Genomic DNA, 11867 nt, shown 5'->3' with positions numbered 1-11867 from the left:
ATTTCCTACGGCATCGTCGCCGTCATCCTCGTCAGCGTGCCGAAATCGGCCGGCTGCACCCGCAGCCAGCCCTCGCTCTTGGCCGCGAGGTACCGCCCGCTCGGCGTGTCGATGAACGTCAGCGGGTTGAGGCAGCGCTGCTTGCGGCCCAGATGGTCGCGCCTGGCCGAGAAGACCTGACCACCGCCGGTCCGCGGCTGGCTCATGATCTCGTTGAGCTGTGTGACGAGCTGGTCGTTCGGAGTGCTCGTCGGCCTGCTCTGCTGCATGAACGAGCCGGTGTCCTCATAGGACGGTTGCCGTTTCTGCTGCAGCGCGTCCTCGGGCAGCGTGATCGGGCTGCCCTTGCCCGCCGGCGTGGGCGGCAGCGCGCCGACCAGTGCCTGCGGTGCCTCGTCCGGGCGCACCGGTTCAAGCACGAACTGCTGGTCCGGCGTGAGCGTGATCCTCAGCGCGTCCTGGCCGTTCGTCACGACCAGCACGCTCTGCTGAGGGCCGTCCTTCAAGCTGAAGAACGCCCAGTACTCCACGCCGGCCTCGACCACGAGCCGCAGCGCGTTGGTCAGATCCTGGTGGATCTGGCCGCCACGCGCGAGCCCGTACTGCTCGAGCTGCGCCCACGCCGCACGTTGCAGCCGTTCGAGCTCGCTCACGTCGCCCGACTCGAGAAGTTCCTCGTCGAACTCGACCTGAGTGAGCAGCGCACGGTGCATCGTCGGCAGACCCGCGGCCTGCCAAGCCTGGTAGAGCGCCGTGACAGGGATTGCGACCCTGCTCCGCAGCACGATTCCCCCTTATCCGCCGATGACCGGCGGAGCAACCATCGTTCCGTCGCCGAAGATGTCCTCGGTCTCCTGCAGGTACGAGGCGGCCTTGTGCTCCGCGTCCTCCTCGCCCTGACCACGGCCGGCACCGGCACCCATACCGGCGGCACCCATGCCCGCCGCACCACCACGGCCCGCGGCACCCGCCGCACCGGCACCAGCCGGCCCGAAGCCACCGGCACCGCCACGGCCCTGGTCACCGCCGACACCGGCCGCGCCACCGAAGTTGCTGCCCATGCCACCGGGACCACCGATGCCACGAGCCGCCGCGGCACCACCGAGGCCACCGCCACCGGGGCCGCCACCGATGCCACCGCCGCCGCCACCACGACCGCCGCCGGGACCACCGGGCCCGCCGATGCCACGACCGGGGCCGTTGGGACCGTTGGGGTTTCCGGGACCGCCAGGACGGTTGCGCGGGTTGTTGGGGTCGAGCGGACCACCGGGGCGGCGCGGGTCGTTGGGATCCCACCTGCCGCCCGGCGGGACGGTCGGGTCGCCTCCGGGCGGCGGCACGCGGTTGCGCCAGTCGTCGTTGGGAGGCGGCGGCGGGAACCTGGGGTCGACGCCGGACGGGTTCGTGCTGTCCGTCGGCGGCTTCCAGCCGGACGTGTTCGTGTCGTCGCTGCCACCGATGCGGTCGCCACTGCCGGGAGGCGTGCCGACGCTGGGTGGCGGCTGGCTCTGCATCCCGACGGTGCCGATGCCGGGCTTGTCGCCGCCCTGCTGCTCGATGGACCCTTCGTTCGCGGTCGGCGCGATGAACGTCGGCTGGTTGTCCATGCTCGCGTTGACGGCGCCCGCGTACTGGTTGAACGCCCGGATGTTCTGCTCGCTGACCTGCTGGTTCTGCTCGAGCGCCTTGTCGTAGTCGGTGTCCCACGGCCGGAAGTCGTTCAGGAACGGCTTGTCGGGAACGGTCGGCGGCTTGGACATCGAGTTCCTGGCGTCGACGTACGCGGCGCCGACCGTGTCCGCGGTCGTGCCCGCCTGGGTCGCCGACTCGCCGGTGACGGTGGCCCAGGTCGCGAGCGGCGACGTCCCGCCGCGGGCAGCGTCAGCCGCGGAACCCTCCCAGGCGGCACCGGAGTCGGCCACTGCCTTCTCGATCAGCCGGGCGACGTCGCCGTGGCCGCTCGAGAGGTCACGCCAAGCCTGCGCTGTGATCGCGGTGCTCTGGCTCGGTCCGCTGCCGTTCTCGAACCACTTGTAGATCGTTTCGCCGCCCGCGAAGGGAAGAAAGGCGAAACCCGCGACGTTTGGCTCATCCCCAGCCATCTCGCTACCCCTTCAGGTTTGTGATGATCAGCTGTGCGACCCGCTCGGCTTCCGGGCACGGCTTCTTGGTCGCTCGTTCGTCCGCGGCGCTGCTGAACTGCACAGTGACCGAATCGGTCTTCGAGACCTGGAGCGAGGTCAGGCAGTACATTTCTCCGTTTGTTCCATCGGTGGAGATGACCCGCACACCGTCGATCTCCTTGTCGATGAAGACGTTGTTCTTCTTGACACCCTCGACCTGGGCTTCGAAATCCTTGCCTTCGGTCACGTGGATGATGTAACTCGAGTTCTTGATCGAGTCCTGACCCCGATAGGTGCACTTCTGGCCGAGTTCACCGGTGCTCACCGCGCCTTCGCGGACAGATCCGAGCGTCGCCACCTGATCGGGCTTGAGGACGTCGCACGGCTTGCTCACGTACTTCGCGATGCTGAGGCCTGAAGGCGACTCGCCAGAGGTGGGCTCGCTGCTCGTCTGTTCACTGCCCGCCGTAGGAGCCGTCGTGGGGTTTCCGCCGGTCTGGGTGCTCGTGCACCCAGCCAGCGCACCGAAGGCGAGCACGGCGGTCAGCAGAGCGGTCATGCGCTTCAAGGTCTGTCAGCCCCTCATCGCGGTCTGCGCCGCTTCGTCGGTCGTCTTGTACTCGGCCAGGGCCTTCTCGATGTTCTTGATGGTCTGCTCCAGCGCCTTCTGGGCCTGTTCGTTCGCCCACAGGTAACCGCCGGGCTCACCACCTGCGGTCTTACGCATGGCGAGGGTCGCGAAGCCGCTGTACGGATCAGGCCCCGGGGCACCCGCGAACTCGATCTCGCCGCCTTTCTCCCGCAGCTCGAGCAGCTTCTCGATGGCCAGCTTGAGGCCGTCGATCATCTTCTGCGCCTGGTCGGGGTCGACGCTGAACTTCGCGACTCCGCCAGCGCCAGCACCTGCCGCGGCTCCACCTGCCGCTCCGATGGCCGCACCGACAGCCTTCACGGGCACGAGTGCGTCGAACATCAGCATCTCAGCCAGCTCCCCTCAGAACTCCACACCCCGGTTAGAGGATTTTTGCATAGGACCGGTTCCCCTAGGAGCCGATCCAATCAGCTGATCAGGTCACATGGCCGATTCGTTCAAGACCTTGCCCGACGACCGGCATAGGTTCGGCACATGATCGATCGCGCGAGGAACTTCCTCTGGCACAACGCCCGCACGGTGGAACAACGCTGGTTCGAGCACGCTTTCGACGGTGGCAGCGCCCAGGCGGTGGTCCGGGCAGTGCTGGCCTACCGCAACGACGACGGCGGCTACGGCTACGGCCTCGAACCCGACCACCGCGGTCCCACCAGCCAGCCGCTGCACGCCCTGCGCGCCCTTCAGATGTTCGGCGAGGTCAACGCCCCGGAACCCGCCGAATCAATCCTGATCTGGCTCGAGACCACCTGCCCGGACGGCTCGGTGCCGTTCGGCCTGTCCACCTCGAAGGACCACCCCAAGGCGCCGTGGGTCGCCGCCGACGACCAGGGCGGGCTCCTCCTGACCTCCCAGATCGCCGCCGCACTCCACGCCCTCGACGTCACCCACCCGTGGCTCGACAAGGCCACCGACTACTGCTGGCGGGAGATCGAGAAGCTGGAGGAAACCCACCCGTACGAGCTGCGAGGCGCGGTGATGTTCCTCGACGAGGTCCCCGACCGGGCCCGCGCCGAACTGGCCGCCGAGAAGCTCAAGCACCTCAAGCCCAGCACCGAGGGCTACGCCGAGGGTGAAGGCCTGGAACCGCACCTGTACGCGCAGAAACCCACCAGCCTCGCCCGCGGTTGGTTCACCGACGACGAACTCACCGAAGACCTCGACGAACTCGAACGCGGCCAGCAGGACGACGGCGGCTGGAACTTCGGCTTTCCCGCCTTCACCCCGGTCGTCACCTTCGAGTGGCGCTCGATCGCCACGGTCGACGCACTGCTGACCCTGCGCCGCTACGGCCGGATCAGCTGACCGAGCGGCACGCCCGCCAGCGCCCGCACCTCGCGGGCCAGGTGCGCCTGGTCCGCATAGCCGGCCTCGAAGGCGACGGAAGCGAACGGCAGCCCGTCCCACGCCAGGCGCAGCGCCGCGTCGAACCGCAGCACCCGCTGCAGCACCTTGGGCGGGTACCCGAACGCGTCGAGGCACCGCCGCCGCAGCTGACGTGAGCTCAGCCCGATCTCCCACGCCGCCGACGCCACGTCACCGGTGCGCAGCAACGTCGCCGTCGCCGCCAGCGCCGGATCGACCACCACCCGCGAGGCGCAGAACGTCACCATCTCCGAGAACGACGTCAGCCGCGCGGACGGCACCAACTCCGCCAACGGCACCCGCTGGTCCCGCACGGCGTGCGCGGGCACCCCGAACACCGACGGGAACGCCCCCGGCGGCAGCCGCACGCCGTACAGGGTCCCGGGAGCGACGACGGCGAGCTGGGCCTGAGCATCCGGCCCGGCGACGGACAACGCGCCGGTCGCGGGAGTCCACATCAGATCGGTGCAGCCGTCCGGCACCACGCGCTGCACGGTCTCGGAAGACACCGTGCGCGTCCACAGACAGGCCAGACCCGCGGGAGCGGGACGTTCGGCGTACACGGCGCCCATTGTCCCAGCCCGCGCCCGGCCAAACTGGCCAGGACGACGAAACGGGCCCGTCAGCAGCGCTGACGGGCCCGTTTCACATGGACGATACTGGGATTGAACCAGTGACCCCTACCGTGTCAAGGTAGTGCTCTCCCGCTGAGCTAATCATCCGTGTCGTGCGGATGACATCTTAGCGGACGCACCGGCCCCGGCGTTCGGGCGGGGGTCAGGTTCCGAACTTCACCCAGTTCACGCTCACGTACGGCGCAGGTTGCCCGCTCGTGAAGGTGATGTAGACGTCGTGGGTGCCCGAGATGTTCGAGATGTTGGCCGGAATCGTTCTCCACGCGTCCCAGCCCCCGGTGTTGCCCACCGCGAACGAGCCCACGGGAGCCGCCGTGCGCGACCCGAGCCGCACCTCGACCAACCCGCTCACCCCGCCACCGGCCCCGGAGGCCACGCGGGCGTAGAACTGCCGTGCCGGACCGGTGCCGAAGTTGACACCGGAGAACTTCAAGTAGCCGCCGTTCGCGATCTGGTGCACACCGGACCCGCCGTCACCGGAACCGACCGAGCCGCCGGAACGCTCGGAAGCGCTCTCCGCCTGCATCTCGTTGTACGCGGAACCCCCACCGCCGGGGTTCGACGTCGTCGTGGTGGTCGTCGGGGGAGTGGTGGTGCCACCGCCAGTCGAGTAGACGGCCACGTAGTCCACGACCATCGAGTGCCCGGACTGAGTGGCCGCGACAGGGGTCGGCTGGTTGTTGTTCAACGCGTTCGGGAACGCGCCGCCGATCGCGAGGTTGAGCAGCATGAAGTACCCGGCGTGCGAGGTCATGCGGTTCCAGACGTCCGCGCCGAGCTGTGCCTGCGTGACCCGGTGGTACGACTGGCCGTCGACGAACCAGGTGAACGTCTTCGCGGCGTCGTCCCACTCGAAGCGGTAGGTGTGGAACGCGGACTGGCAGGACGCACCAGGGCACACCCGCGAGTTGCCGATGCCGCTGAACTCGTTGCAGGCACCGCCGGGGGCGACGTCGCAGTGCAGCACGCCCCACACGGAGTTGATGCCGTTGACGTTCTCCATCACGTCGAACTCGCCGATGCCCGGCCAGTTCCAGTAGTTGCCGCGGTACGGCGACCCCAGAGCCCAGAACGCGGGCCAGTAGCCCAACGCCGCCTGACCGGTGACGTTCGGCATCTGGATGCGGCCTTCCATGGCGAGCTTGCCGCCCGGCGCCGGCTTGAAGTTCGCGCGCTGCGTCTCGATGCGCGACGACGTCCAGTTGCCCGCGCTGTCCTTCAGCGCGGTGATGCGCAGGTTGCCGGAGCCGTCGAGCTTGATGTTGTTCGTGCTGTTCGTGTAGTTCTGGATCTCGCCCGTTCCCCAGTTGGCAGGTCCACCGGGGTAGCCGTGGCCGAGGTCGAAGATCCAGTTGGAGCTCGACGGCAGCGATCCGTTCGGGCCGTTGAAGTCGTCACCCCACACCTGCGTCCATCCCGCGGCAGGGGGTGGGATCGAAGCGTTGGCGGACATGGCGGCGATCGCCAGGGGTACCGCGGCAATAAGAGCTGTCGTGGCCGCGAGGATGCGGCGGCGTTGCCTCATGCGCGAGTGACCTCCTCGTCACGGGTGCAGTCCATTTATGAGAGCGCTCTCACGGTGCAAGAACAAGCGCCCGTTCGGACTAACAGAACAAAACGCTCCAGGTTGTGCCGCGTCTCGTTTGGACTGGTCGCCGGCCAGGCCTGCCTCACGCCGTGGCTGGCGGGGCATCACGATGCCGAGGAGCTGCCTGATCCGGTCGAGGCCGGCATCCAACGCGGAACATCTCTTCCTGGCGGCGAGGTGACTGGTCCTGCCCGCGGCACCCCGAGACGCGGTCTCACTTGGCGTCGGCGTAGCAGGTCACCGGGACGGCGTTCATCGGGAAGCGCACCGATGTCTCACCGAACAGCAGCCGCGTCGCCTCACGGCCCGCCGCGGCGATCGCCTCGGTCACGGCGGCCGCGTCCTCGCGCGGGCAGTGCACGAGCACCTCGTCGTGCTGGAAGAACACCAGGTGCGCGTCGGCGGGCAGTCTGCTGCGCAGCACGCCCAGCAGCGCCGCCGTCCAGTCCGCCGCGCTGCCCTGCACCACGAAGTTGCGGGTGAACCGGCCCCAGTTCCGCGCCGCCTGCCGCGACGAGCGGGACACGTCCCCCGCGTCGTCCGCGCCGCCGGTCAGCTCCTGCCAGGCCGCGGACGGCGTGGGCGACGTGCGTCCCAGCCGCGTGCGCACCATCCGCCCCTGCTCGCCGGCCTGCGCCGCCGCCTCCACGTAACCGACCGCGACGGGAAACCTCTTGCGCAGCACGGCGAGCAGCGGCCCGGCCTCACCGGACGTGCCGCCGTACATCGCCGACAGCATCGCGATCTTCGCCCGTGACCGCTCACCGGAGAACGAGTCCGCCGCCAGCGCCGCGTAGAGATCGTCGTCCCCGCACACGTCGATCAGCCGCGAATCTCCTGACAGCGCGGCGAGAATCCGGGGTTCGAGCTGCGACGCGTCCGCCGCCACGAGACACCAGCCGTCGTCCGCGATCACCGCCTGCCGCATCAGCCGCGGGATCTGCAACGCCGCTCCGCCACGCGACGCCCACCGCCCCGTGACCACGCCACCGACGACGTAATCCGGCCGGAACCGCCCGCCCTCGACCCATGTGTCGAGCCACGTCCAGCCGTGCGCCACCCACAGCCGTGCGCGCTCCTTGTAGTCCAGCAACGGCGCAACGGCCGGGTGGTCGATCTTCTTCAGTACCCACCGCCGCGCGGACGGCACCTCGACGCCCGCGCGCGCGAACGCCCGCACGATGCTGGCCGGCGCGTCCGGGTTGATCTCCTTGCCGCCGAACGCCTCCTGGATCTGATCCGCCAGGTCCTGCAACAACTTCGGCCGCGCTCCGGGAGCCGGACGCGGCCCGAGGACCTCCTCCAGGATCCGGGTGTGCACGTCCTCCCGCCACGGCAACCCGTGGTGCGTCATCTCCGCCGCCACCAACGCCGACGCCGACTCCGCCGCGATCAACAGCCCCAGCGCCGGATTCCGTTGCTGCGCCCGGAAGACCATCGACAACGCGGCCAGCGGGTCCGTGTCGCCGGGCAGCAGCACCGGCTCCGGTTCGAACAACGTCAGCTCGACGTCCTTCTTGCGCGGCCCGGCGTCGGCCGGTGCCGCAACACCGAGCACGCGCGCCAACGCCCCCGGCAGTTCCTTCGGTTCGCGATGCCGGCCCTCGGTGCCGAGCAGCAACGCCTCCGTCAGGTGCAGGTCCCAGCACCGGTCGACCCGCACACCGGCGTCGAGCAGAGGAGGGTAGACCTCGGACGTGTCCGCCCAGACCCAGCGCGGCCGGTGGGCGCGCTCCAGCGACGCGACGGCGGAGGCCAGCGACGAAGCCGCCATCGCGGGACCCGCGGGCGTCCCGTCTTCGTTCAGCTTCTGCCACCGGCCCGCGCCGTCCGCTTCCGGGACGAGGGCAACCAGCACACCTGAGATTGTGCAGTGTTTTGAACTGTGTTTTGAACGAGTAACCAGTACAGCGAGGGTGAACCCCCGAGGGAAGCGCCGGGGCGCCTGCTCCTGGCTCTCCGCATTGGCCGCTCCGTGCGAGTCCGAACGGCCCGCTGCCACCCGCCACCCGCCGCCCGCCACCTGGGCCGCCCCAAGTAGCCGTTGGAGCACGTCCAAGCCAGTAGGCAATGGAGTGAAGGAAAAACGGGAAAAGGCCACGATGGTGTGGTCTTGCTGTCCCTCGCCTGATCACCGGCCGACTATGAAGCCGTGGACCGAGCACTCAGCGTCGCCGGACTGCTGGATCCCACCCACCAGGTGGTCCCCTTCCACGGCAGAGAATCCGAACTGCACGACCTCACGCTCTGGCGCGACAGCCCCGTGCCCCAGGCGTCACTGCTGCTGCACGGACCGGCCGGCGCGGGCAAGACCAGGCTGCTCCAGCACTTCCGGGAGGAGCACTGGGACGACGACGTGCACGGCAGGCTGCTGGTGGTCGACGACGCCGATCGCCTCACCTGGAACGACGTCTTCCTGCGGCTGCAGGACACGCTCCGGCACGGACCGGCGCGCACGCGGGTGCTGCTGGGGGCGAGGACCACGGGCTGGTGGTGGTCGTCCATCCGCCAGCGCATCGCGGACTTCGACCACGAGGTCACCGACGCCGCGCTGGCGCCGACGCTCGACGACCGCGCCGAGTCGTTCACGCTGGCCTGTCAGCACTTCGCCAAGCAGCTCGACGTCACCGCGCCGGACGAGCCGCCGCCGAACATCGCCCGGGAGACGGTCCTCGACCTGCACATGGCCGCGTTGACCGTGGTGCACGGCGATCCGTGCGACGTGAACCGCACCCAGCTGGTCCGCCGGCTGCTGCGGCACGACACCGGCCGGAAGTGTGGTCGCATCGCGGAGGACTACCTGGCGGTCGCCACCCCGGACACGCCGGACCCCGACCTGCTCGCCCGCGCGGCGCTGCGGTGGCCGGCGTTGCGGCCCAAGCTCGACGAGGTCATCGCGCACGACCCGAAGATCGTGCGCGACATGGCCAGGGACAGCCTCCGGATCGCCGCCGAGATCGGGTCGTTCGCCACGCTCGAGCACATCGCGCGCATGATCTTCCGCGACGAGCGGTTCGCCACCGACGCGATCCCCTCGATCCTCACCCGGCGGCTCGTCGACCGTGCCGAGGACGTCCTCGAACGTGCCGAGATGTACGGGATGCTCAGTGCCCGCACGATGTTGTGCGGTCTGCGCCAGGAGTCCGTCGAGGCCTCCCAGGCCGAGGTCGGGTGCTACCGCGAGCTGGTGCGGCAGGACCGCGAGAACCGGCCGCTGCTCGCGGACGCGCTGGGCGACCTGGGCCTGAGGCTGATCAACGCCAAGCGGAACGACGAGGTGCTCGCCGTCTCCGAGGAGGCCATCGCGCTCTGGCACGAGATCGCGCTCGACGACCCGGAGACCACCCCGCAGCTCGCCTCGGCCCTGGAGCAGATCAGCTACCGCTACCAGGCGCTCGGCCGGGACGAGGCCGCGATGACCGCCCTCAGCCGCGCCACCCTGCTCTTCCAGGAGCTGGCGAAGAACCACCCCGCCCTGTTTCGTGCCGACTTCGCACGGGTCGCCGCCGCCATGGCCCGCCGCTTCCACGTCGAGGGCCGGAAGCAGCACGCGGCCGACTCGATGCAGCTCGCCACCGCGAACTGGCGGGTGCTCGCCCAGGAGGACCCGCGCTTCGAACCGGAGCTCGCGCGCAACCTCGTCGCGGCGGGCGCGATGCTCGTCGACCTGGGCAGGGCCGAGGCCGCGAGCGAGACGCTGAAGGAGGCCGTCGACCTCTTCCGCCGCCTCGCCGTCGTCAACCCCGCGACGTTCGGCACCGACCTCGCCGAGGCGTTGACGCGGCGCAGCCAGGCGTTGCGGGACCTGGCCGACGACGTGGACGCCGCGCTCACCGCGCGGGAGGCCGTGATGCTGTGGCGCGAGACGGGGGACCGCAAGGGCCTGGGGTCCGCCCTGCTCAACGTCGCCCAGGTCGTCGGCGACACCAGTGCGGCGGAGGAAGCCGTCGCGGTGTACCGGGAGCTGGCCGCCGAGGACCTCGTCTGGAACCAGGCCGACCTCGTGGCCGCCCTCGCGATCCTCGTCACGCGGCAGCTCCTGCAGGGCCGGGACGACGAGGCACTGCGCACCGCCGACGAATGCCTCGAGCTCTGCCACCGGCTGCCGTCGCAGCTCGTCGAGTTCTTCGGCGCGAAACTGGCTCCGCCGCTGCAGTCCACCGCCCGCGCACTGTCCGAACTGGACCACCACGTCCGAGCACTGGCGATGTCCGAGTTCGCGATCGGCGTCTGCCGGGCTCTGATGACGAAGACCCCGCCCACCGTCTACCTCTCGGCCGTCCAGCAGCACGCGTGCAGACTCCGTGGCGCGGAACGGAAAGAAGAAGCGAGGAACACCGCGCACACGGCCATCGTGCTGTGGCACATGACCGGGCTCGACCTCGACCGGCAACCCGACTACGCCGACACGCTGACGATCTACGGCCGCCTGTGCGCCGAGACGAAGTACGAGGTGGGGAAAGCACTTCGGCTCACCCACCGCGCGGTCGAGATCTACCGCGAGGCGGGTGAGCCGGTGAAGCTGGGGTTCGCCCTGGAAACGGTCGAGGCGCTCAGCTCTTCGTGAGCAGCGACCGGGCGAAGAACGCCACGTTGGCCGGGCGCTCCGCGAGCCGGCGCATGAAGTAGCCGTACCACTCGTCGCCGTACGGCAGGTAGACGCGCATCCGGTTGCCCTCGGCCGCGATGCGGCGCTGCTCCTCGGGCCGGATGCCGTACAGCATCTGGAACTCGTAGGAGTCCTTCGGGCGCGCGGACGCGAGGTCGGCGGCGATCGCGATCAGGCGCGGGTCGTGCGAGGCCACCATCGGGTAGCCCTGACCCTCCATCAGGATCTTCAGGCACCGGACGTACGACAGGTCGACGTCGTGCTTGTCCTGGTACGCGACGGAAGCGGGCTCCTGGTACGCACCCTTGCACAGCCGCACCCGCGAACCGGAGTACGCCAGGTCGCGGCAGTCCTGCTCGGTGCGCTTCAAATATGCCTGCAACACCGCACCCACCCACGGGAAGTCCACCCGCAGCTCCCGCAGGATGCCCAGCGTGGAGTCCGTGGTGGTGTGGTCCTCCATGTCCAGCGTCACGGTCGTGCCGACGACAGCGGCGGCGGCACAGATGCGCCGGGCGTTCTCCAGCGCGATCTTCTCGCCGTCCACCGGCAACGACTGGCCGACCGCGGAGAGCTTGACCGACACCTCGGCGCCCTCGGTGAGCCCGGACGACTCCAGCCGCGCCAGCAGCGTCAGGTACGCCTCGACGGTGTCGCCTGCCTGCGACTCCTCGACGGTGTCCTCACCGAGGTGGTCCAGCGTGACCAGACGACCGTCACCGAGCACCTCGGCGGTCGCGCGGATCGCCGAGCCGACGTCGGCACCGGCGACGAACCGCTCGACGACGGGCCGGGTCAGCGGCGTCGACTCGACGAGCTTGCGGGCACCCGCGCTGCGGGACGCCAGGAGGAGGCTGGAGCGCAACATGGTTCACGTCCTCAGGGTGTGAAAGGTGAG

10 protein-coding genes and 1 tRNA gene are annotated in these 11867 nt (G+C 69.6%); 2 read left to right on the top strand and 9 right to left on the bottom strand.

Going from position 1 to position 11867, the window contains the following annotated elements; all coding sequences use genetic code 11:
* Positions 1 to 5: 5 nt before the first annotated feature.
* From ACRSBM_RS32165 to ACRSBM_RS32150, 4 genes are read right to left on the bottom strand one after another with little or no spacing between them, the layout of a single operon-like run.
* Positions 6 to 785: an ESX secretion-associated protein EspG gene (locus ACRSBM_RS32165; protein WP_434449135.1), complete on the bottom strand. Its 780-nt coding sequence runs from the start codon at positions 783 to 785 to the stop codon at positions 6 to 8.
* 9 nt (positions 786 to 794) lie between these two features.
* Entirely contained in the window at positions 795 to 2102 is a 1308-nt protein-coding gene (locus ACRSBM_RS32160; protein WP_434449133.1) for a PPE domain-containing protein, read from the bottom strand.
* A 4-nt stretch (positions 2103 to 2106) separates the two neighbouring features.
* Positions 2107 to 2682 carry a DUF3558 domain-containing protein gene (locus ACRSBM_RS32155; RefSeq protein ID WP_434449131.1) on the bottom strand — a complete coding sequence of 192 codons (576 nt, stop codon included), beginning with the start codon at positions 2680 to 2682 and terminating at the stop codon, positions 2107 to 2109.
* Between the two features lie 15 nt (positions 2683 to 2697).
* Positions 2698 to 3102 (bottom strand): hypothetical protein, encoded by a 405-nt coding sequence (locus tag ACRSBM_RS32150; protein WP_434449129.1) that lies wholly within the window; start codon positions 3100 to 3102, stop codon positions 2698 to 2700.
* Positions 3103 to 3249: 147 nt separating this feature from the next.
* Between ACRSBM_RS32150 and ACRSBM_RS32145 the strand changes: the two genes are divergently transcribed.
* On the top strand, positions 3250 to 4077 hold the full coding sequence (locus ACRSBM_RS32145; protein ID WP_434449128.1) for a hypothetical protein: 828 nt from the start codon (positions 3250 to 3252) through the stop codon (positions 4075 to 4077).
* Here ACRSBM_RS32145 and ACRSBM_RS32140 read toward each other — a convergent pair.
* The 4 genes from ACRSBM_RS32140 to ACRSBM_RS32125 form a co-directional block, all read right to left on the bottom strand.
* Complete coding sequence (locus tag ACRSBM_RS32140; protein WP_434449126.1) at positions 4059 to 4709, bottom strand: helix-turn-helix domain-containing protein; 651 nt, start codon at positions 4707 to 4709, stop codon at positions 4059 to 4061. The genes ACRSBM_RS32145 and ACRSBM_RS32140 overlap by 19 nt on opposite strands.
* Before the next feature lie 78 nt (positions 4710 to 4787).
* Positions 4788 to 4859, bottom strand: a tRNA-Val gene (locus tag ACRSBM_RS32135).
* A 55-nt stretch (positions 4860 to 4914) separates the two neighbouring features.
* Positions 4915 to 6297 (bottom strand): carbohydrate-binding protein, encoded by a 1383-nt coding sequence (locus ACRSBM_RS32130; RefSeq protein WP_434449124.1) that lies wholly within the window; start codon positions 6295 to 6297, stop codon positions 4915 to 4917.
* A 277-nt stretch (positions 6298 to 6574) separates the two neighbouring features.
* A complete protein-coding gene (locus ACRSBM_RS32125) occupies positions 6575 to 8218 on the bottom strand; it encodes a bifunctional 3'-5' exonuclease/DNA polymerase (RefSeq protein WP_434449122.1) in 1644 nt (547 codons plus the stop codon).
* A gap of 294 nt (positions 8219 to 8512) precedes the next feature.
* On the opposite strand from ACRSBM_RS32125, the gene ACRSBM_RS32120 reads away from it, so the two are divergent.
* Entirely contained in the window at positions 8513 to 10927 is a 2415-nt protein-coding gene (locus ACRSBM_RS32120) for a hypothetical protein (RefSeq protein ID WP_434449121.1), read from the top strand.
* On the opposite strand, the gene ACRSBM_RS32115 is transcribed toward ACRSBM_RS32120, so the two are convergent.
* Positions 10914 to 11837, bottom strand: coding sequence for a proline dehydrogenase family protein (locus ACRSBM_RS32115; RefSeq protein ID WP_434449119.1), 924 nt, complete (start codon positions 11835 to 11837; stop codon positions 10914 to 10916). The two genes, ACRSBM_RS32120 and ACRSBM_RS32115, sit on opposite strands and share 14 nt — an antisense overlap.
* Positions 11838 to 11867 lie beyond the last annotated feature (30 nt).

Origin of the sequence: Lentzea xerophila (assembly GCF_051094245.1) — a bacterium.
In the GTDB taxonomy this organism is placed as follows: Bacteria; Actinomycetota; Actinomycetes; order Mycobacteriales; family Pseudonocardiaceae; genus Lentzea; species Lentzea xerophila.
Note: the sequence above shows the minus strand (reverse complement) of the source record. Positions and strands in the feature narration are given on the sequence as shown.

Coding starts and splice junctions, on each gene's coding strand:
- ACRSBM_RS32115 (WP_434449119.1), bottom strand. CDS start 11,837: ATGTTGCGCTCCAGCCTCCTCCTGGCGTCCCGCAGCGCGGGTGCCCGC.
- ACRSBM_RS32145 (WP_434449128.1), top strand. CDS start 3,250: ATGATCGATCGCGCGAGGAACTTCCTCTGGCACAACGCCCGCACGGTG.
- ACRSBM_RS32150 (WP_434449129.1), bottom strand. CDS start 3,102: ATGCTGATGTTCGACGCACTCGTGCCCGTGAAGGCTGTCGGTGCGGCC.
- ACRSBM_RS32140 (WP_434449126.1), bottom strand. CDS start 4,709: ATGGGCGCCGTGTACGCCGAACGTCCCGCTCCCGCGGGTCTGGCCTGT.
- ACRSBM_RS32160 (WP_434449133.1), bottom strand. CDS start 2,102: ATGGCTGGGGATGAGCCAAACGTCGCGGGTTTCGCCTTTCTTCCCTTC.
- ACRSBM_RS32130 (WP_434449124.1), bottom strand. CDS start 6,297: ATGAGGCAACGCCGCCGCATCCTCGCGGCCACGACAGCTCTTATTGCC.
- ACRSBM_RS32155 (WP_434449131.1), bottom strand. CDS start 2,682: ATGACCGCTCTGCTGACCGCCGTGCTCGCCTTCGGTGCGCTGGCTGGG.